This is a genomic window from Flaviflagellibacter deserti (assembly GCF_042652085.1).
In the GTDB taxonomy this organism is placed as follows: Bacteria; Pseudomonadota; Alphaproteobacteria; order Rhizobiales; family Methylopilaceae; genus Flaviflagellibacter; species Flaviflagellibacter deserti.
The window spans coordinates 434,470-453,207 of record NZ_JBHSJF010000006.1; the positions used below are offsets into that span (position 1 = coordinate 434,470).

General features: G+C 64.3%; 17 protein-coding genes, 2 tRNA genes and 1 riboswitch. Of the genes, 10 read left to right on the plus strand and 9 right to left on the minus strand.

Going from position 1 to position 18,738, the window contains the following annotated elements:
- The first annotated feature begins 3 nt into the window (after positions 1 to 3).
- Entirely contained in the window at positions 4 to 801 is a 798-nt protein-coding gene (locus ACFPFW_RS09000) for a heme ABC transporter ATP-binding protein (protein WP_114957637.1), read from the plus strand.
- Here ACFPFW_RS09000 and ACFPFW_RS09005 read toward each other — a convergent pair.
- The 5 genes from ACFPFW_RS09005 to ACFPFW_RS09025 all read right to left on the minus strand — a co-directional run bounded on the left by ACFPFW_RS09005 (position 798) and on the right by ACFPFW_RS09025 (position 7,862).
- Positions 798 to 1,877 carry a DUF2218 domain-containing protein gene (locus ACFPFW_RS09005; protein ID WP_114957638.1) on the minus strand — a complete coding sequence of 360 codons (1,080 nt, stop codon included), beginning with the start codon at positions 1,875 to 1,877 and terminating at the stop codon, positions 798 to 800. The two genes, ACFPFW_RS09000 and ACFPFW_RS09005, sit on opposite strands and share 4 nt — an antisense overlap.
- Entirely contained in the window at positions 1,870 to 3,855 is a 1,986-nt protein-coding gene (gene fhuB, locus ACFPFW_RS09010; RefSeq protein ID WP_114957639.1) for a Fe(3+)-hydroxamate ABC transporter permease FhuB, read from the minus strand. The genes ACFPFW_RS09005 and fhuB overlap by 8 nt, the downstream gene beginning before the upstream one ends.
- Entirely contained in the window at positions 3,848 to 4,735 is an 888-nt protein-coding gene (locus ACFPFW_RS09015; protein ID WP_114957640.1) for an iron-siderophore ABC transporter substrate-binding protein, read from the minus strand. The genes fhuB and ACFPFW_RS09015 overlap by 8 nt, the downstream gene beginning before the upstream one ends.
- Positions 4,735 to 5,514 (minus strand): ATP-binding cassette domain-containing protein, encoded by a 780-nt coding sequence (locus tag ACFPFW_RS09020; protein ID WP_114957641.1) that lies wholly within the window; start codon positions 5,512 to 5,514, stop codon positions 4,735 to 4,737. The genes ACFPFW_RS09015 and ACFPFW_RS09020 overlap by 1 nt, the downstream gene beginning before the upstream one ends.
- 74 nt (positions 5,515 to 5,588) lie before the next feature.
- Entirely contained in the window at positions 5,589 to 7,862 is a 2,274-nt protein-coding gene (locus ACFPFW_RS09025) for a TonB-dependent siderophore receptor (protein WP_114957642.1), read from the minus strand.
- 233 nt (positions 7,863 to 8,095) lie between these two features.
- Between ACFPFW_RS09025 and ACFPFW_RS09030 the strand changes: the two genes are divergently transcribed.
- Positions 8,096 to 8,977: a helix-turn-helix domain-containing protein gene (locus tag ACFPFW_RS09030; protein WP_114957643.1), complete on the plus strand. Its 882-nt coding sequence runs from the start codon at positions 8,096 to 8,098 to the stop codon at positions 8,975 to 8,977.
- 67 nt (positions 8,978 to 9,044) lie between these two features.
- Here ACFPFW_RS09030 and ACFPFW_RS09035 read toward each other — a convergent pair whose 3' ends face one another.
- A complete protein-coding gene (locus ACFPFW_RS09035; protein ID WP_379770366.1) occupies positions 9,045 to 10,730 on the minus strand; it encodes an MFS transporter in 1,686 nt (561 codons plus the stop codon).
- Positions 10,731 to 11,232: 502 nt separating this feature from the next.
- A riboswitch (SAM-I-IV-variant riboswitch) is annotated at positions 11,233 to 11,337 on the plus strand.
- 52 nt (positions 11,338 to 11,389) lie between these two features.
- On the opposite strand from ACFPFW_RS09035, the gene ACFPFW_RS09040 reads away from it, so the two are divergent.
- Positions 11,390 to 12,424: a threonine aldolase family protein gene (locus ACFPFW_RS09040; protein WP_114957645.1), complete on the plus strand. Its 1,035-nt coding sequence runs from the start codon at positions 11,390 to 11,392 to the stop codon at positions 12,422 to 12,424.
- Here ACFPFW_RS09040 and ACFPFW_RS09045 read toward each other — a convergent pair.
- The 3 genes from ACFPFW_RS09045 to ACFPFW_RS09055 form a co-directional block, all read right to left on the minus strand.
- Positions 12,421 to 13,215, minus strand: a complete 795-nt coding sequence (locus tag ACFPFW_RS09045) for a TrmH family RNA methyltransferase (RefSeq protein ID WP_114957646.1) — start codon at positions 13,213 to 13,215, stop codon at positions 12,421 to 12,423. The genes ACFPFW_RS09040 and ACFPFW_RS09045 overlap by 4 nt on opposite strands.
- 85 nt (positions 13,216 to 13,300) lie before the next feature.
- Positions 13,301 to 13,374: transfer RNA gene (locus ACFPFW_RS09050), tRNA-Gly, on the minus strand.
- Positions 13,375 to 13,450: 76 nt separating this feature from the next.
- Positions 13,451 to 13,535, minus strand: a tRNA-Tyr gene (locus ACFPFW_RS09055).
- A 219-nt stretch (positions 13,536 to 13,754) separates the two neighbouring features.
- Here ACFPFW_RS09055 and ACFPFW_RS09060 point away from each other — a divergent pair.
- The 7 genes from ACFPFW_RS09060 to rplB all read left to right on the plus strand — a co-directional run bounded on the left by ACFPFW_RS09060 (position 13,755) and on the right by rplB (position 18,736).
- On the plus strand, positions 13,755 to 14,420 hold the full coding sequence (locus ACFPFW_RS09060) for a class I SAM-dependent methyltransferase (RefSeq protein ID WP_379770370.1): 666 nt from the start codon (positions 13,755 to 13,757) through the stop codon (positions 14,418 to 14,420).
- A 199-nt stretch (positions 14,421 to 14,619) separates the two neighbouring features.
- A complete protein-coding gene (tuf, locus tag ACFPFW_RS09065; RefSeq protein WP_379770373.1) occupies positions 14,620 to 15,810 on the plus strand; it encodes an elongation factor Tu in 1,191 nt (396 codons plus the stop codon).
- 60 nt (positions 15,811 to 15,870) lie between these two features.
- Positions 15,871 to 16,179 carry a 30S ribosomal protein S10 gene (gene rpsJ, locus ACFPFW_RS09070; protein ID WP_114955918.1) on the plus strand — a complete coding sequence of 103 codons (309 nt, stop codon included), beginning with the start codon at positions 15,871 to 15,873 and terminating at the stop codon, positions 16,177 to 16,179.
- A gap of 14 nt (positions 16,180 to 16,193) precedes the next feature.
- Positions 16,194 to 16,979, plus strand: coding sequence for a 50S ribosomal protein L3 (gene rplC, locus ACFPFW_RS09075; RefSeq protein WP_114955917.1), 786 nt, complete (start codon positions 16,194 to 16,196; stop codon positions 16,977 to 16,979).
- Positions 16,979 to 17,599 (plus strand): 50S ribosomal protein L4, encoded by a 621-nt coding sequence (rplD, locus tag ACFPFW_RS09080; protein WP_114955916.1) that lies wholly within the window; start codon positions 16,979 to 16,981, stop codon positions 17,597 to 17,599. The genes rplC and rplD overlap by 1 nt, the downstream gene beginning before the upstream one ends.
- Complete coding sequence (locus ACFPFW_RS09085; RefSeq protein ID WP_114955915.1) at positions 17,596 to 17,892, plus strand: 50S ribosomal protein L23; 297 nt, start codon at positions 17,596 to 17,598, stop codon at positions 17,890 to 17,892. Before rplD ends, ACFPFW_RS09085 begins: the two co-directional genes overlap by 4 nt.
- A gap of 10 nt (positions 17,893 to 17,902) precedes the next feature.
- Positions 17,903 to 18,736, plus strand: coding sequence for a 50S ribosomal protein L2 (gene rplB / locus ACFPFW_RS09090; RefSeq protein ID WP_114955914.1), 834 nt, complete (start codon positions 17,903 to 17,905; stop codon positions 18,734 to 18,736).
- Positions 18,737 to 18,738: the final 2 nt, after the last annotated feature.

Consider the following 18,738-nt stretch of genomic DNA (forward strand, 5'->3'; position numbering starts at 1 on the left):
GCCATGTTCGAGCTTCGTGACGTCTCGGTGAGCTTCGGCTCCCGCCCCATCCTGCATGGCCTGTCGACGCGCATCGAGCCGGGCGTGCTGACCGTCGTCGCCGGCCCGAACGGCGCCGGCAAATCGACGGTGCTGAAGGTGCTCACCGGAGAACTCGCGCCGGATTCCGGCGAGGCATTCTTCGAGGGGCGGAGCCTCACGAAAATGACGCCCGCCGCGATGGCCGCGCGACGGGCGGTGCTGCCTCAGAGCGCGCAGCTCAGTTTTCCGTTCACGGTACTCGAAGTGGTGCGGCTCGGCCTCGAGACGCGCCACGATCTCACATCCGACGCGCGAAACCAGATCGCGCTGAAATCGCTCGAACGGGTGGATCTGTCCGGCTTCGGCGGGCGGCATTACCAGCAGCTGTCGGGCGGCGAGCAGCAGCGCGTCCATCTCGCCCGCGTGCTCTGCCAGCTCGGCGAGCCGGTGGTCGACGGCCGTCCGCAATTCATCTTCCTCGACGAGCCGACGTCGAGCCTCGACATCCGCCACCAGATCTCGACGCTCGAGATCGCCAGGGGCCTGGCGCGGGCGGGGGCGGGCGTTCTTGCGATCCTGCACGATCTCAATCTGGCGGCGGCATTCGCCGACCGGCTTCTGGTCATGCGTGCCGGGCAGCTCTATGCCGACGGGCATCCGCGCGAGGTCATGACCGACACCCTCATCTCGGACGTGTTCGGCATCCCGCTCCGGGTCGGTCACCTGCCGACCGGCATGCCCTACATCCTCCCGCAGACGCTGGCCGGGATGGCGGCCTAGTCGCGATCCTCGGGAGTGCCGGCATGGCCGCGTCGCCAATAGGCGGCGGCGAGGTGCTGGTCCTTGCCCAGCCCGCGCTCCTTGCGGAGATATTTGCGGATCGCGCGGGCGGCGCTCTGCTCGCAGCCGACGAGCACGAAGTCCGGAGCGTTCCCGGCCCAGTCGAAATCGCGGACTGCCGCGAACAGGGCATCAGTGCTTCCGGCCTCGGCACCGTTGCGGTGCAGCCAGCGCAGATCGATCGTGGCGGCCGAGGAAATCACCTGCTCCTCGCTCGCGTCCGCGACTTCCAGGATGATCGTCGTGCGGGCGTGCTTCGGAAGTTCCGCCGCGATGCGGGCGATGACGGGCAAAGCGGTTTCGCAGCCGACGAGCAGATAGGACTCGACCGCCGGGATGTTCCCGCCGCCCGGACCCATCAGCCCGACGCGGTCGCCGGCTTTCGCTCCCATCGCCCAGACTGAACCGGGCGTATCGCCATGCAGGACGACGTCGATGTCGAGTTCGCCGCGCTCATGGTCGATCCGCCGGATCGTGTAGACGCGGCGGGTGATCTCATCCTCGTCCTTCGGCCAGACCGCGCGGCCATCGGCTCCGAGCCAGGGCCAGACCGGGTCACGATCCCTGGGCGGGATCAGGACGCCGACATGCATGCCGCCAGTCTCGTAATGGCGGGTATCCGCGCAGGCGAGGGTGATCCGCCGCATCCTCGGCGTGACGTTGCAGGCGCCGCGAACCACGACTTCGCGGAAATACGGGATGTCGCGCGCGTCCGAACGGTCTCCCGTCCAGAACAGGTCGATCGCCTCGTCGTCGGCGAACATGAAGATGTGCTCGGCAATCGAGGATTTGACGATGAAGAGCGCGCCCTCGTTGGGGCACTCCGCCGTCACCCGCAGGTCGTCGCCCACGACGTCCAGAATGGCCGTGCCGAGCGGGCTGTCGATCCGGCCGCCATCGGCGGTGCGGGTCACCGTGCCGTGCTCGACGAAGTGCCCGCAGAGTTTGTCGAGCACGGCTTTCGGATCGGGAAGCGTGACCCGCGTCGCCGCGACGAGCGTTTCGGTCTCAGCCATGATGGGTGTCTCCACGGCGCAGGAGCCAGATGAGATACGGACCGCCGATCAGCGCGGCGAACAGGCCGACCGGCACCTGATAGGGGAAGGTCAGCACCCGCGAGAGCCAGTCGGCCAGCACCATCGCGGCGCAGCCGGTCAGTACCGAGGCCAGCAATTGCTGGCTGCGCACGAAGCCGAGCAGACGCGCGAGATGGGGCGCGATCAGGCCGATCAGGCTGAGCGGGCCGATGAGGAAGGAGGCGAACGCGGTCAGGACGGCCGCGAACATCGAAAGGGTCAGGCGGCTCGCGGTGAGCGGCAGGCCGAGGCTGCGCGACGTGCTTTCGCCGAGCGGCAGGATGTCGAGCCAGCGCCAGAAAAACAGGAGCGGCGAGATGAGGACGACGGCCGCGAGAAAGCCGGCCCAGGCCTCGATCTCGCCGATGCGGTTGGTGGAGCCCGACATCCAGACGAGCAGCACGTGGGAGCGCATGTCGCCCTGGGCGAGCACGGTCGAGATCACCGCCATGCACAGCGAGCCGATGGCGACACCGGCGAGCAGCAACCGCTCCGCGCCGAAGCCGGAACGCGACGCGACGGCCAGCACGATCAGCAATGTCACGAGCGACCCGCCGGCGATGCCCAACACCAGATAAGCGGGATTGAGCACCGGCAGCAGATAGAGGACGACCGCGAGACCGACGCCTCCGCCAGCGCTGACGCCGAGGATTTCCGGTCCGGCGATGGGATTGGCGGTCAGCCGCTGCATCAGGGTTCCCGCCGCGCCGAGCATCGCGCCCGCAGCGCCGGCCGCGACGAGGCGGGGTCCACGGAAGGGCAGGAGGTCGGTGAAGAGCGTGCCCGTCGCGAGTGTCCAGCCGTCAGGCCCCTGGCCGAAGACGAGGGCGACGACGGCGATCACGATCGTCGCCGAAGCCAGCAGGCCAAGAGCGAGCCACGGCCGCGCGACGCGCGAGAGCGTGACCTGCGGCATGCCCGCGAGGCGGCCGTCGGCGCTGCGCACGCGCGGCAGGAGCCAGAGCAGGATCGGCCCGCCGAACAGCGCGGTGGCGGCCCCGGTCGGCGCGATATCGGCGGTGCCCGAGCCGAGGATTTGCACCGAGGTGTCGGTCAAGGACAGCAGGATCGCGCCGATGATGGGAGAGGCGATCAGGATCTGGCGTGGGGTCCGGGCGCCGCCGGCATGCGCCAGGGCTGGCGCGGCGAGGCCGACGAAGCCGATGATGCCGACTTCCGCGACGACGTTCGCCGCCAGCCAGATCGCGACGCCGAGGATGAGGAAGCGGGAGGTGTGAAGCGCGACGCCGAGGCTCTTCGCGCCCGCATCGTCGAGGCCGAGCACGGCGAGAGGGCGGAGCAGCAGGACTGCCGCGACGCAGCCGATGGCGAAGCGCGGGGCGATGGCGAGAGCCGCGTCCCAGCTCTGCTGGTTCATCGAGCCGGCGCCCCAGATATAGAGCGACATCACATACTCGCCCTTGGCGAGGATGATCGTCGCCCCGAGCGCCGCGGCGACCATCGAGATCACCATGCCGGAGATCACGACGGTGACGGGATCGAGCCCGCGCCGCCAGCTCAGGCCGAGGATGATGGCGACCGCGATCACGCCGCCCCCGAAGGCCACGGCTTCTCGCGAGAACTCGATCAATGCGGGTACGAAGGCTGTCGCGAGCGTCAGCGCGAGCTGTGCTCCGGAGGCGATGCCGATGGTCGAGGGGTCGGCGATCGGATTGCGAAGCACGCGCTGGAGAAGCGCGCCGGAGAGCCCGAGCGCCGCGCCGCAGAGGAGCGCCGTCACCGCGCGCGGCATCTCGCTGTACCAGAGCAGGACGCGGTCGAGTTCGTCCGCGATGTGGCCCGGGCCCGTCAGCGGCCCCCGCGTCTGCAGCAGCGCCACGAACAGTGCCGCGGCGAACGCGGCCAGCCCCGCCCATGCCGCGCTCGACCGGGCCGACAGTGGCAGCCAGCTAACCATTCGCCTTCTCCGCGAAGGGCAGGGCGTCGACCAGAAGACGCGCGAAGCGGGAGGCGGCGGGCAGGGCGCCGAACGGGTTGATCGAGCCGAGCGTCAGCACGCGGCCCTCCCTTACGCTCGGCAACGAATTCCAGAACACGCTGCGCGGCAGCACGCTCTTCGCATCGGCGGGGATCGGCGGGATGAGCACGATCCAGGCGTCGGGCACGGTGGCGAGCGCTTCCAGCCCGACCGGCGCCCAGGCCGAATAGCTGGTCTTGTCGGTCCAAGCGTTGCGGAGGCCGAGCCGGGTCAGCACCTCGCCGAACATGCTGTCTTCGCCGAAGACGCGGAAATGGCGCGGATCGCCGAGATTGATCGGCATCACCGGCCGTCCGTCGCCGCTCTTGAGGCGTTCGCGCAGTCGAGCGAACTTGTCGTTGGTGGAGCCGATTAGCGCCTCGGCTTTATCCGATACCTGAAGACGCTCGCCGATTGTTTTCGTCATCGCGACGCAAGGCTCGAACGGCTTTTGGCCCGCGACATAGATCGAGAAGCTCTCGACCGGCGCGATGCGCCTGAAGCGATCCTCCGACGTGGCGTAGAAGCTGGAGCTGAAGATCAGATCCGGCTCGGTCAGGCGCAGAAGCTCGAAGTTCACCGTGCCGCGCAGGCCAAGATCGACGACGGAGGACGGCACCTCCGGCTCCACCGAGACCTCCCGAAACTGCCGCAGCTCGGTCGCCGCGACCGGAGGCGCGCCGAGCGCGAGCATGGTTTCGAGCACGGACCAGTCGACCGTCGCCACCCGCTTCGACACGGCCGCAAAAGCTGGCCCGCCGGCGAGGAGAGCCGCTCCGCCAGCCACGAATCCGCGTCGCGTGATCGAGGGATGGCGCATCAGAGAACGTAGGCGATCGGCTCGCCGCGCGTCGGATGGGACAGCACGCCCATCGGCAAGCCATAGATCCCGCCCAAAATCTCGGGGGCCATGATCTCCGAGGCAGGGCCGTGGGCGACGAGCTTGCCGGCACGCAGCGCAATGATGTCGTCGCAGGTGCGGGCGGCGAGATTGATGTCGTGTAGGACCACGACGACGGTGACGCCGCGCTCGCGGCTGACCTCGCGGACGAGCGATAGCACCTCGCTCTCATGTGCGATGTCGAGCGCCGAGGTCGGCTCGTCGAGCAGGATGCAGCTCGTATCCTGCGCCAGCATCAGGGCAAGCCAGACGCGCTGGCGCTCGCCGCCGGAGAGCGTGTCCACGAGCCTGTCGGCGAACGGCCCGAGCCCGGTTCGCTCGATCGCCGCCTCGACCTTCTCGCCGTCCTGCGCGGTGAAGCGCCCGAGCGTGCCGTGCCAGGGAAAACGGCCGAGCGAGACGAGCTCGCGGACGTTCATGCCGTCGGCGGCAGGCGTGAATTGCGGCATGTAGGCGACGCGGCGGGCGAAACTCTTGTCGCTCCAGTCGGCCAGCGGCTTGCCGTCGAACGAGATCGAGCCACCGCTCGGCTGCAGCTGCCGCGCCAGCATCTTCACGAGCGTGCTCTTGCCCGAACCGTTCGGCCCGATCAGCCCATAGATGCGGCCGGGCGCCAGACCGAGATCGAGCGGCTCGAGAATGACGCGGCCGGGCACCGAGAAGCGCACGCCGGAGAGATGAAAAAGCGGACTGGTCATCGCACTCTTTGAAAACGGTTCGGGCCGCGCGGCGAACGTGCGGCCCTGTTCGGAATTCGGATCGTTGGTTCAGTCTACCATTTGTAGTGGGCGGAGAGGGTGATGGTGCGGCTATCGCCGTAGCCGCATTGCAGTTCGCTGCCGCAACCCTTCACGTATTCCTTGTCGAAGAGGTTTGTGACGTTCAACGAGACGCCCCAATCGTCGCGTTCGTAGCGAATTGCTGCGTCAGCGAGAACTGCATCGGGGACTTTCAGCGTATTCTGGGCGTTGGCCCATGTTTCGCCTTGATAGCGCATACCGGCGCCGAAGCTGACGCCCTCGAAAACGCCATACCTGATTGCGTAATCCACCCAGAGCGATGCAGTCACCTCTGGAACCGTCGTCGGTGTTTTCCCGATGACCGCCGCATTCGTATCTTTGGTGACGTCGATATCGAAGGCAGTGAATGCCGCGAGCACCTTCAGGCTTTCGGTGATATTCGCCTTCCCCTCAAGTTCGAAACCGCGGGAGCGAACTTCGCCGGTTTGTATCTGTTGGAAGAGGTGGTCGGGGTCGTTGACGGTGGCGTTCTGCTTGGTCAGGTCAAACAGAGACGCGGTGATTAGGGCGTCTACGAATGTGGGTCGATACTTCACGCCGACTTCGTACTGTTCACCCTCTTCAGGTTCGAAAAGAGCTCCTGCAAATGTGGTTCCGACCAACGGATTGAAAAACGTTGCCGCGCTGACATACGGAGTGATGCCGTTGTCGAATTCGTATGCAAAGCCGGCACGTCCGCTGAGCGCGCCATCGTCGCCGGCGAGAGCCGGCGTACCTGTGGCTTCCGTATTCACGTAGTCGTAGCGGCCGTTGAGCGTGATGAGCCAGCCGCCCCCGAAGCGGATTTGATCTTGGCCATAGAAGCCCAACACCTGCTGCTCAAGCTCTTGGTCGATATAGTTGGGATTGTTGATGACCTGCGGCTGCCCATAAACCGGGTTGAACGGATCGACTCCGCCTCCGAGACCACTCGACTGCACGTGGTCGATTAGGAAGTAGCGGTAGTCGAGACCAGCCAGCACGCGGTGGTTCAAGAATCCTGTATCGAACTCCCGGCTCATCCGGGTGTCGGTAGTGACGGTATCGACTTCGGTTTCATGTTCGAAGGCGATGCGGAATAGAGCATTCCCCAATCCAGGCGCGTTCGGGGGGCTCCCCACCGGACTGGTATTGCCACCGGGATAGGTGAAAGGATCGCCGTCTAAATCCAACGCCTGATTGTAGTAGCCGTAGGTGTACGGGCCGCGCTCTTCATTTTTGACATGGCCGTAGCGAGCGTTGTGGTTGATCGTCCAACCATTGTCGAATTCATGCTCGAGCTCATAACCAACCAGCGTGTGCCAGCGTGACTGGTTGTCGATGTCCGGTTCCCCGAGGAAGGCGTCACGAGGAATCTTGCCGAACGTCGTGCTTACAACGGTACCGTTGTAGGGCAGGAAGCCGCCGCCGATGTGAATCTGATCCAGTGCGGAATATTGAGCGTAGAGCGTGAGTGTAGTGGCGTCGTTGGGCTTGTAGGTGATCTGCGGCAGTACAGTGCCGCGCAGGTCCTCGGAATAGTCGGTGTATTGATCACCACCCGCGATGCGGCCCGTAAAGCGCCAGGACCATTCCTTCTGCTCGCCCGATACTCCGCCGAAGTCCCCGCCGATATAAGCGTTGCCCCAGTTGTTCACGCCAAGTTCGACGTAACCGAAATCTTCGAAGGTCGGACGCTTGCTCACGAGATTGATGATGCCGCCGGGATTGGCGCCGCCATAAAGAACTGACGCGGGGCCCTTCAGTACCTCAACGCGTTCGAGTGTGAACGGGTCGATCTGGAATCCACCGAACCCGTAGCTGTAGAGCTGCATCCCATCGAGGAATACGCCCGTCTGGGTGGCGTCAAAGCCTCGGATATAGAACCAGTCGGTATCCGGATCGGGGCCGCCGAAGGCTGATGTGTTGACGCCCGCCGTGTAGCGAAGAATCTCATCGACCTTCAGTGCCTTGCGGTCATCGATTTCCTCGCGACCGACGACGGAGACTGACTGCGGGATGGCGGTAATGCGTGTGTCAGTCTTCGAGCCCGTTGTCGATTTGGTCGCGACATATCCATTGACCGGGCCGGTTCCCGTCTCGGCGGCCTGCGCTGGTCCGCCTTCGTTGCCGTTGTCCTGGCTCCGGTCGCCCTCGACGACGATCGTTCCGAGTTCGATTTTTTGTTGAGGCTGCTGGGCGGCGGCAATCGACGGAATGAACAGAACAGCCAATGCTGCTCCGTTCATAAGAATATCTCTAAACTGATTTCCACTATTATAAGTCATTGCTACGCTCACTCATGCGTCGCACAGCCACTTAAGAACGTTTCAAAACTGAATAACTGACTTGGTGGCAGGCTATGATCGTTATCGCGGCTCATAACAACTGACAACAATAGCGGATTGATCGATCTTATCGTGGATTGTATATTCCTGGCATCCGGGTTTGTTTCGATCCACGTTCAATTCTGTTTGCGGCGCGCTGTTGTATAAGAGCAACAGCCGCCGGGGAGTCGCCCATGACGTTCCAGCCTCGCATGACGTCCGTCCGTGAAGGCGTCTCGGTGATCGGCGAATTGAAGTGGCGGTCCTGGAACGGAGTGGTCGCGGACCTCTGGAACGCCCGCTGCGCGTCCGGTGCGCGCGGGGAATACATCTCGAAGGATCCGCGCCTCTTCATCCTGCTCGACAGCGTCGGCGGCGATCTCGATGCCTGCCTGAGTCCGCGAGGCGAGGCGCGCTCATCCGCGCGTTGCCGCACGCCGATCTGCTATGTGCCCGCCGATGTTCCGCTATGGGGCGGCGCGCGGGATGCCACCCGGATTCGGCATCTCGATCTGCATTTCGATCCTGTCGCGCTGAGCGAGCGGCTGGGTGAAGACCTCGCCCAGGATCAACTCGCGACGCCGCAGATCATGTTCGCCGACGAGCGGATTCTGGGCCTCGCCCGGCTCATCGCCGACGAATGCGCCAATCCGGGCGGCAGGCACGACCTCTACGGAGATGGACTGACCACGGCGCTGCTGATCGATCTTCTCAGGCTCGGCCAGAAGAAGGAGAGGGCGCGCACGCCGCTCGCTTCTTGGCAGCTCAAGCGGGTTACCGATTTCATCCAGGCCAATTGCGCGCGCAGCATCCGCCTGCAGGAACTGGCCGATATGGTCGAGCTGTCGCAGTCCTATTTCAGCCACGCCTTCAAGGCTTCGACCGGCCTGCCGCCGCATCAATGGGCGATGAACGCCCGCATCCGAAAGGTGCAGGACATGCTGCTCCGGGGCGAGATGGCGCTGACCGAGATCGCGGCGGAGACCGGCTTTTCCGATCAGGCGCATTTCACCCGGGTCTTCCGCCGGATCGTCGGCGATACGCCGGCCGCCTGGCAGCGGGCACACCGGGCCTAGGCCTTTCCAGCCCGCAAAATTGGAACGGCCCCGCAAAAGCGGGGCCGCCTCGTTTCTCGTTCCGATCTCAGTGCCAGTCTTCGAGATTGCGATCCTTCGTCTCCGGCAGGAGGAAGAAGCCTATGATGAGCGTCATCACGGCAATCACGATCGGATACCAGAGGCCCGAGAAGATGTTGCCCGTGGCAGCCACGATGGCGAAGGCGGTCGGAGGCAGGAAGCCGCCGAACCAGCCATTGCCGATGTGGTAGGGCAGCGACATGCCGGTATAGCGGATGCGGGTCGGGAACAGCTCGACGAGCAGAGCCGCGATCGGGCCGTACACCATCGTCACGTAGAGGACGAGGATGAACAGGAGGCCGATCAGGGTCAGCGTGCGGCTGTCGGAAAGGACGCCGCCAACCGAGGGCTGCTTGACGATCGAGGGATCGCCCGCCTTCGGATAGCCGGCAGCCTGGGCCGCCGCCACCGTCGCCGTGCCGACGGCCGCGCCGGTCGCATCGGCCGCCGTGACCGGCGTACCGTTGACCGCCACGGTAACCGGCGAACCGGCCGAGCCTTCCTTCAGCTCGTAGTGCATCGAGTTGGTCGCAAGCGTGCGGCGGACGACGTCGCACGGCGCCGTGAAGGTCCGGACCCCGACCGGGTCGAACAGCGTGCCGCAGGTCGCGGGATCGGCGGTAATGTCGATCTTCACGTTCTCGGTTGCGGCGATGAGGGTCGGATTCGCCGTCTTCGCGATCATGTAGAAGAGCGGGAAATAGGTCAGCGCCGCGATCAGGCAGCCGGCGAGAAGGATCGGCTTGCGGCCGATCTTGTCCGACAGCCAACCGAAGAAGATGAAGAACGGCGTGCCGATGAGTAGGCTTGCCGCGATGAGCAGGTTCGCCGTAGTGCCGTCGACCTTCAGCGTCTGGGTAAGGAAGAACAGCGCGTAGAACTGTCCGCAGTACCAGACCACCGCCTGGCCGGCGGTGCCGCCGAGCAGAGCGATGAGCGCGATCTTGGCGTTCTCCCAGCGGCCGAAGGCCTCGGTAAGCGGAGCCTTCGAACGCCGGCCCTCGTCCTTCATCTTCTGGAAGGCCGGTGATTCGTTAAGCGAAAGCCGGATCCAGATCGAGAAACCGAGCAGGATGATCGAGAGCAAGAAGGGAATGCGCCAGCCATAGGCGGCGAAGTCCTCCGGCGTCATGTTGAGGCGCAGCACCAGGATGACGAGCAGCGACAGGAAGAGGCCGACCGTCGCGGTCGTCTGGATCCACGATGTGTAGAAGCCTCGCCGTCCATGAGGCGCGTGTTCGGCTACGTAGGTCGCGGCGCCACCGTACTCGCCACCAAGGGCGAGGCCTTGCAGCAGGCGGCAGATGATGAAGATCACCGGAGCGGCGTAGCCGATCGTGGCATATCCGGGCAGCAGGCCGACGACAAAGGTCGCTATGCCCATCAGCGTCATCGTGATGAGGAAGGTGTATTTGCGGCCGATCAGGTCGCCCAATCGTCCGAACACGAGCGCGCCGAAGGGGCGCACGGCGAAGCCTGCGGCGAAGCCGAAGAGAACGAAGATGAATTTGGCGGTGTCGTTGGTTCCGGGCACGAAGGTCGCCGCGATGTTCGCCGCAAGCGAGCCTGCCAGATAGAAATCGTACCACTCGAATACAGTGCCGGCGGAAGAGGCTATAATCACCTTCCGCTCTTCTTTGGTCATTGTCTTAGTACGAGCGGGAGCTCGACCGACGTCGCTTGCTGTCGTCATGCGTTGTCCTCCGGCATCCCTGCGCGAAGAACGGAACCGTCCTTCACCCGGACGCGATTGTTGTTGCGGGTCTTTTTTGGCCCATGCGCCTCGTTGGACGCATCGAACCCTAGACCGGGAACCCAGCCTATGTATTCAACTTTCGTACAAGAGGCTCGTCTTGTGAACAGGCTATCTCCATTTGAGACCGATGATTCTTCGTTCGCGTGACCTTCTTGTTCCGGTGGTCTTGCTGATAGCCGGAACGTCTTTTGCGGAAGCTCAGGCGCTCGCCCCGAAGCGCTGGGGACCGGATTCGATGCGCCCCTATGTACTGGACAGGCCGTCGAACACACTGGAGCATCGCCATCGTCCACGACCGCGCGTGAAAAGGCCGTCGCCGGAGTCCGGCGTTCGCCAGCCGGATATAGGCACCCCAACCTATGGCGCGCCTCCGCCCGCGATAGACCGAATTCCTCCGACCTGATGACTTGATAACTTTCTGGTTTTCCTGATAGATCGCGGCCAGCATCAAGAGTTGAGCCGACGCTCAACGCCAACCTGCCCCGAGCAAGGTGGTGCCTCCGAGAGGAGGGATGTGGCCGGACCGGCAATTTCGGGAAGCAGCCACTCGATCGTCGGTTCTCTTGCGGGCGTGACAATCGAGGTTCGACTTCCCCATGACCGATCTTCCGCAGCAATTCGCCAGTGACAATTATTCCGGCATATGCCCTGAAGCTTGGGCGGCGATGGCCGACGCCAACCGTGGTTCCGCTCCCGCGTATGGCGACGACGGCTGGACGACGCGCGCCGCGGATGCGTTTCGTTCTTTGTTCGAAACGGATTGCGAGGTTTTCTTCGCGTTCAACGGTACTGCCGCGAACGCCTTGGCCCTCGCTTCGCTTTGCCAGTCCTACCACAGCGTGATCTGCGCCTCGTCGGCCCATGTCGAGACCGACGAATGCGGCGCGCCGGAGTTCTTCTCCAACGGCTCCAAGCTCCTGATCGCGGAGACCACCGACGGCAAGCTGAACCCGCAAACCCTGCGGGCACTCGCGCTGAGTCGCAGCGACATCCATTTTCCGAAGCCGCGCGCGGTGACGATCACCCAGTCGACCGAGACCGGGCAGGTCTATTCCGTCGAGGAGGTGAAGGCGATTTCGGCAGTCTGCCGCGAGCTTGGCCTTAGACTCCATATGGACGGTGCGCGGTTCGCCAACGCGGTGGCGAGTCTGGGCTGCAAACCTGCCGATATTACCTGGAAGGCCGGAGTCGACGTGCTCTGCTTCGGCGGTACCAAGAATGGCATGGCGGTGGGCGAGGCGATTCTGTTCTTCGATCGCGCGCTCGCCCAGGACTTCGATTACCGCTGCAAGCAGGCGGGCCAGCTAGCCTCGAAAATGAGATTTCTGACCGCGCCCTGGGTGGGGATGCTGGAGAACGGCGCCTGGCTCAACAATGCGGCTCATGGCAACGCCGCTGCCCAGCGGCTGGCCTCCCAGATCGCAGACATTCCGGGTGTCGAACTGATGTTCCCGGTCCAGGCAAACGGGGTTTTCCTCAGCGCCTCCGACGAGATCCTGGGGAAACTGCGCGAGCGCGGCTGGCGCTTCTATACGTTCATCGGCGGTTCGGCCCGCTTCATGTTCGCCTGGGACGCCGATCTTTCGCGGGTCGACGCACTGGCTGCCGATCTGCGGGAACTGGCCGGCTAGGCCGATTTCCCGGCGCGGTGGGCGACATGCAGGGCGATGGCCGCGGCGTTGGAGACGTTCAGGCTGCGGATCGCGCCCGGCATGTCCATGCGCGCGAGCGCATCGCAGAATTCGCGGGTCTTGTGCCTCAGACCCTTGCCCTCGGCGCCGAGCACCAGAGCGAGGGGACGGGGCAGGGCGACCTCGTCCAGGTTTTCGGGCGCATCCGAATCGAGCCCGACTCGGTGGTAGCCCTGCTCGGCGAGCTCTTCGAGGCCCCGCGAGAGATTGGTCACGGTGATGAACGGCACATGCTCAAGTCCGCCCGAGGCGGACTTGGCAAGCACGCCGGTGGCGGCCGGGCTGTGACGATTTGTGCTGATGATTGCATCGACGGCGAAGGCGGCCGCGGTGCGGACGATCGCGCCGACATTGTGGGGATCGGTGATCTGGTCGAGGACGAGGACCAGGCCGTTAGCCGGAAGATCTGAAATCTTCGGCGCGGGCAGGGCGTCGGCCTCGATATAGAGCCCCTGATGCACCGCGTCCGGCGGAAGCAGCCGATCGATATCCCCGGGGCGGACCTGATCGGGCTCGAATCGGATCTGAACGCCTTCCTCGCGTAGCCTGTTCAGTGCGTTCTCGGTGGCGAGAAACTTGCGAATCTTGCGCTTCGGATTGCCCAGCGCCTCCACGACGGGGTGCCAGCCATAGAGGATGGGCGTCTCGCCGCCGGTGCCGAGCGGGCGGCCGCCGCGTCCCTTGAAGACCGGGCGCGCATTCGATTTCGGGCGTTGCGGAGGGCGGCTCATATGCCGGTTCTTGTCATGGCGCAGGACGATTTTGCAATGCGGATGCCCGCTGCCGCCGGGAACTCGCCCAAATGATGAGGGAAACTGGAGCGGGTGAAGGGAATCGAACCCTCGTATTCAGCTTGGAAGGCTGCTGCTCTACCATTGAGCTACACCCGCGCCGCGCCTCTTTTAATTGGCGAAACGGCGTTCGCCAAGGCGGGTTTGCATGATCGGGTCTCTAAAAAGAGGAAGCTGGTGGGGGAGGTAGGACTCGAACCTACGAAGGCATAGCCAGCGGATTTACAGTCCGCCCCCTTTGCCGCTCGGGACACTCCCCCGCGACTACTCAACACCTGAACAGTAAGGCGGGTCGCAGACGCTTGTTTCCGGCGACCCGTGAGCCGCCTTCAGCGGCGGCTCTTATGGTGAGCCGCGACTGCCCTGTCAACCTGCTCGCACCCCAGTCTTGCTCCATCGGCCCGTTTATCAGTTCCGGCTATCCAGCGTGGCGCAAGACTTACCGGGGAACATCCCTGATAGCGGTCAGGGAAGATTCAATGAACACGACTGTCGTCAAACTCTCCGACGTTCTAGGCAAGGTAAGGGCCTCGGAACAGGAAGGGAGGCGCCGCCTGCAGGAATCCGCGCCGCGGGTCACCCTGACCGAGCGCCACACGGCCGGCGCGATGTTGCTGCCTTCGCGTGAGGCGATGCTGGATCGGCTGCCAAAAAAAGCGGTGGCTTGCGAGATTGGTGTCGCGAACGGCGATTTCAGCGCCGCGATCCTGCAACTAGCGGAGCCGAGCATCTTGCATCTGGTCGATGCGTGGGACGATCCGCGTTACGCCGCGGACTTCGCCGTGGTCGAGTACGGCTTCAGGAACAAGATTCTCGACGGCACCGTCAAAATCCATCGTGGATTCTCGACCGACAGGCTGCCCGAATTCCCCGAGAATTATTTCGACTGGGTCTACATCGACACCGATCATTCATATGCGACGACGGCGCGGGAGCTGGAAATCTGCGTCCGGAAGGTCAAGCCGGAAGGCCTGATCGCGGGTCACGATTTCTGCACAGGCAATGTCGTGACGCCCTATCCCTACGGCGTCATCGAGGCCTGCCTCGAATTCTGCGAGCGGGAAGAGTGGGGCTTCAAATATCTCGCGCTGTCGCCCGACGGGCATTTCTCCTTCTGCCTTCATCGCCTGACGAAGGAAGCCTGAGCCCTCGAATCGGCACGGGCCCGGGCCGGCCATTGGCAAGTCATCACCCTGTCACCATATCTGGCCCAACAGGCTGAAGTGGCAGGGCGTCCCGCGCACTGCACCCTGGAAAGCCTTGCGGTGCGGCTCGAAAACGCTTATCGAACCCGCCGCCAAGCACCCCATCGAACATATTGAATGCAAGGGAACCTGGTTCGCCATGGCCAAAGAGAAGTTTTCGCGGAACAAGCCGCACTGCAACATTGGAACGATTGGTCATGTTGACCATGGCAAGACGTCGCTGACGGCGGCGATCACGAAGGTTCTGGCTGAGACGGGCGGCGCGACGTTTACGGCGTACGACCAGATCGACAAGGCGCCGGAGGAGAAGGCGCGCGGCATCACGATCTCGACGGCGCATGTCGAGTACGAGACGACGGCGCGGCATTACGCCCATGTCGACTGCCCCGGCCACGCCGACTATGTGAAGAACATGATCACGGGCGCGGCGCAGATGGACGGCGCGATCCTGGTGGTGTCGGCGGCCGACGGCCCGATGCCGCAGACCCGCGAGCACATCCTCTTGGCGCGCCAGGTCGGCGTCCCGGCGCTGGTGGTGTTCCTCAACAAGTGCGACATGGTCGACGATCCGGAGCTTCTGGAACTGGTCGAGCTCGAGGTCCGCGAACTGCTGTCGAAGTACGATTTCCCGGGCGACGACATTCCGATCGTCAAGGGCTCGGCGTTGGCGGCGCTGGAGGATTCCAACAAGGAACTCGGCCACGACGCGATCCTTGCGCTGATGGCGGAAGTCGACAAGTACATCCCGCAGCCTGACCGTCCGATCGACCAGCCGTTCCTGATGCCGGTCGAGGACGTGTTCTCGATCTCGGGCCGCGGCACGGTCGTGACCGGCCGCGTCGAGCGCGGCGTGGTCAAGGTCGGCGAGGAGGTCGAGATCGTCGGCATCCGGCCGACGCAGAAGACGACGGTGACCGGCGTCGAGATGTTCCGCAAGCTGCTCGACCAGGGCCAGGCCGGCGACAACATCGGCGCGCTGCTGCGCGGCACCAAGCGCGAGGACGTCGAGCGCGGCCAGGTGCTGTGCAAGCCGGGTTCGGTGAAGCCGCATACCAAGTTCAAGGCCGAGGCCTACATCCTGACCAAGGACGAGGGCGGCCGTCACACGCCGTTCTTCGGCAATTACCGTCCGCAGTTCTACTTCCGCACGACCGACGTGACGGGCGTGGTGACGCTGCCGGAGGGCACCGAGATGGTGATGCCGGGCGACAACATCGCCATGGAGGTCACCCTGATCGTCCCGATCGCGATGGAAGAGAAGCTCCGCTTCGCCATCCGTGAAGGCGGCAGGACCGTCGGTGCAGGCGTCGTCGCAAGCATCATCGAGTAATTTCTTTTAACGGGCGAACGGTCGTCATTCGGCGGCCGGTCCTCCCCATTGAGGCTGATCATGAACGGTCAGAATATCCGTATCCGGCTCAAAGCGTTCGACCATCGAGTTCTCGATAGTTCGACGAAGGAGATCGTCTCGACCGCAAAGCGGACGGGTGCGCGCGTGCGCGGCCCGATCCCGCTGCCCACGCGGATCGAGAAGTTCACGGTCAACCGCAGCCCCCACGTCGACAAGAAGAGCCGCGAGCAGTTTGAAATGCGCACGCACAAGCGTCTTCTCGACATTGTCGATCCGACCCCGCAGACGGTGGACGCGCTGATGAAGCTCGACCTCGCCGCCGGCGTGGACGTCGAAATCAAGCTCTGAGAGGGACCACGACAATGCGGTCCGGAGTGATTGCAAAGAAGGTCGGCATGACGCGCATCTTCACGGATGCGGGCGAGCATGTTCCGGTCACCGTTCTGGAACTCGGACAGTGCCAGGTGGTCGCCCACCGCACTGTCGAGAAGGACGGCTACGCCGCGGTCCAGCTTGGTGCTGGCCTCCGCAAGACGAAGAACGTCTCGAAGGCGCAGCGCGGCCAATTCGCCGTTGCCCAGGTCGAGCCGAAGGCCAAAGTGGTCGAATTCCGCGTTCCGGCGGACGGGCTCATCCCTGTCGGCGCCGAGATCACGGCCGACCACTTCGTCGCCGGCCAGTTCGTCGACGTGACGGGCACCTCGACTGGTAAGGGTTTCGCCGGCGCCATGAAGCGCTGGAACTTCGGCGGTCTGCGTGCGACCCACGGCGTGTCGATCTCGCACCGTTCGCACGGTTCGACCGGCGGCCGTCAGGATCCGGGCAAGGTCTTCAAGAACAAGAAGATGGCCGGTCACCTGGGTGTCGAGCGCGTCACCACGCAGAACCTCAAGGTGGTCCGCACCGATGTGGAGCGCGGTCTGGTTCTCGTCGAGGGCGCCGTTCCCGGTCCGGCCGGCGGCTGGATCGAGCTGCGCGACGCCGTGAAGCGGAAGCTTCCGGACGGCGTTCCGACGCCGGGCAAGTTCCGTCTCGCCAACGAAGAGAAAGCGTCGCCGAAGCAGGCCGCCGAGGAGTCCCAGGCTCCGGTCGAAGAGACCGACGCCGTGACCCAGGCTCCTGAGACGACCGACGGGGAGCAGGCGTAATGGATATCAGCGTCAAGACATTCGAGGGCAAGGACGCCGGCAAGGTGACCCTGTCCGACGAGATCTTCGGTCTCGAGCCGCGCGCCGACATCCTCGCCCGCGTCGTCCGCTGGCAGCTCGCAAAGCGCCAGGCAGGCACGCACGTGGCTCAGGGGCGGTCTGATGTGAACCGCACCAAGTCGAAGATGTACAAGCAGAAGGGCACGGGTCGTGCTCGTCACCACGCCGCGTCCGCTCCGCAGTTCCGCGGCGGTGGTCGTGCGCACGGTCCGGTCGTTCGCAGCCATGCGCACGATCTGCCGAAGAAGGTGCGTGCTCTCGGCCTGCGTCTGGCTCTCTCGGCCAAGGCCAAGGACGGCGGCCTGATCGTCATCGACAAGGCCAACCTGGCGGAAGCCAAGACCAAGGCGTTCAAGGAGACCCTGACCAAGCTCGGTCTGGCGTCGGTTCTGATCGTCGACGGTACCGAAGTCGAAACCAATCTTGGGCTGGCGGCCCGCAATGTTCCGTTCGCGGACGTGCTGCCGGTTCAGGGCATCAACGTCTACGACATCCTGCGCCGCGACACGCTTGTCCTGACGCGCGCCGCTGTCGACGCCCTCGAGGAGCGCTTCAAATGAGCAAGGATCCGCGCCATTACGACGTGATCCTGTCGCCGGTCATCACCGAAAAGGCGACGCTCGCGTCAGAGCACAACCAGGTCGTCTTCAAGGTGGCCAGGACAGCGACCAAGCCGCAGATCGCGGAAGCGGTCGAGAAGCTGTTCGACGTGAAGGTCCTCGGCGTCAACACGCTTGTCCGCAAGGGCAAGGTGAAACGCTTCAAGGGCCGTCTGGGACAGCAGAGCGACGTCAAGAAGGCCGTCGTGACCCTCGCCGAGGGCCACACGATCGATGTGACGACGGGTCTGTGAGGCATAGATCATGGCACTGAAACACTTCAAACCCGTCACGCCGAGCCTTCGCCAGCTCGTGATCGTGGACCGTTCGGAGCTCTACAAGGGTAAGCCCGAGAAGAGCCTCACCGAAGGTCTGTCCTCGAACGGCGGCCGCAACAACACCGGCCGCGTGACCGTCCGCTTCCGTGGCGGCGGACACAAGCGCACCTACCGCATCGTTGACTTCAAGCGTCGCAAGCTTGACGTTGCCGGCACGGTCGAGCGCATCGAGTACGATCCGAACCGTTCGGCTTTCATCGCTCTGGTGAAGTACACCGACGGCGAGCTCGCCTACATCCTGGCGCCGCAGCGCCTGCAGGTCGGCGACAGCGTGATCTCGGGCCAGCAGGTCGACGTGAAGCCGGGCAATGCCATGGCTCTGTCTTCGATCCCGGTCGGCACGATCGTGCACAACATCGAGATGAAGATCGGGAAGGGCGGTCAGATCGCCCGATCCGCCGGCGCCTACGCCCAGATCGTCGGCCGTGACCAGGGTTACGTCGCCGTCCGCCTGAACTCGGGCGAGCAGCGTCTGATCAACGGTCAGTGCTTTGCGACCGTCGGCGCGGTGTCGAACCCGGACCACGCCAACGTCAACTACGGTAAGGCCGGTCGTTCGCGCTGGCTCGGCTTCCGTCCGCATAACCGCGGCGTTGCGATGAACCCGGTCGATCACCCGCACGGTGGTGGTGAGGGTCGTACCTCGGGCGGTCGTCACCCGGTCACGCCTTGGGGCAAGCCGACCAAGGGCAAGAAGACCCGCAGCAACAAGTCGACCACGAAGTTCATCGTGTCCAGCCGGCACGCGAAGAAGAAGTAAGG

Bases quoted from the DNA above. Each gene is read 5' to 3' on its own strand.
- ACFPFW_RS09000 (WP_114957637.1), top strand. From the start codon at position 4: ATGTTCGAGCTTCGTGACGTCTCGGTGAGCTTCGGCTCCCGCCCCATC.
- ACFPFW_RS09005 (WP_114957638.1), bottom strand. From the start codon at position 1,877: ATGGCTGAGACCGAAACGCTCGTCGCGGCGACGCGGGTCACGCTTCCC.
- fhuB (WP_114957639.1), bottom strand. From the start codon at position 3,855: ATGGTTAGCTGGCTGCCACTGTCGGCCCGGTCGAGCGCGGCATGGGCG.
- ACFPFW_RS09015 (WP_114957640.1), bottom strand. From the start codon at position 4,735: ATGCGCCATCCCTCGATCACGCGACGCGGATTCGTGGCTGGCGGAGCG.
- ACFPFW_RS09020 (WP_114957641.1), bottom strand. From the start codon at position 5,514: ATGACCAGTCCGCTTTTTCATCTCTCCGGCGTGCGCTTCTCGGTGCCC.
- ACFPFW_RS09025 (WP_114957642.1), bottom strand. From the start codon at position 7,862: ATGACTTATAATAGTGGAAATCAGTTTAGAGATATTCTTATGAACGGA.
- ACFPFW_RS09030 (WP_114957643.1), top strand. From the start codon at position 8,096: ATGACGTTCCAGCCTCGCATGACGTCCGTCCGTGAAGGCGTCTCGGTG.
- ACFPFW_RS09035 (WP_379770366.1), bottom strand. From the start codon at position 10,730: ATGACGACAGCAAGCGACGTCGGTCGAGCTCCCGCTCGTACTAAGACA.
- ACFPFW_RS09040 (WP_114957645.1), top strand. From the start codon at position 11,390: ATGACCGATCTTCCGCAGCAATTCGCCAGTGACAATTATTCCGGCATA.
- ACFPFW_RS09045 (WP_114957646.1), bottom strand. From the start codon at position 13,215: ATGAGCCGCCCTCCGCAACGCCCGAAATCGAATGCGCGCCCGGTCTTC.
- ACFPFW_RS09060 (WP_379770370.1), top strand. From the start codon at position 13,755: ATGAACACGACTGTCGTCAAACTCTCCGACGTTCTAGGCAAGGTAAGG.
- tuf (WP_379770373.1), top strand. From the start codon at position 14,620: ATGGCCAAAGAGAAGTTTTCGCGGAACAAGCCGCACTGCAACATTGGA.
- rpsJ (WP_114955918.1), top strand. From the start codon at position 15,871: ATGAACGGTCAGAATATCCGTATCCGGCTCAAAGCGTTCGACCATCGA.
- rplC (WP_114955917.1), top strand. From the start codon at position 16,194: ATGCGGTCCGGAGTGATTGCAAAGAAGGTCGGCATGACGCGCATCTTC.
- rplD (WP_114955916.1), top strand. From the start codon at position 16,979: ATGGATATCAGCGTCAAGACATTCGAGGGCAAGGACGCCGGCAAGGTG.
- ACFPFW_RS09085 (WP_114955915.1), top strand. From the start codon at position 17,596: ATGAGCAAGGATCCGCGCCATTACGACGTGATCCTGTCGCCGGTCATC.
- rplB (WP_114955914.1), top strand. From the start codon at position 17,903: ATGGCACTGAAACACTTCAAACCCGTCACGCCGAGCCTTCGCCAGCTC.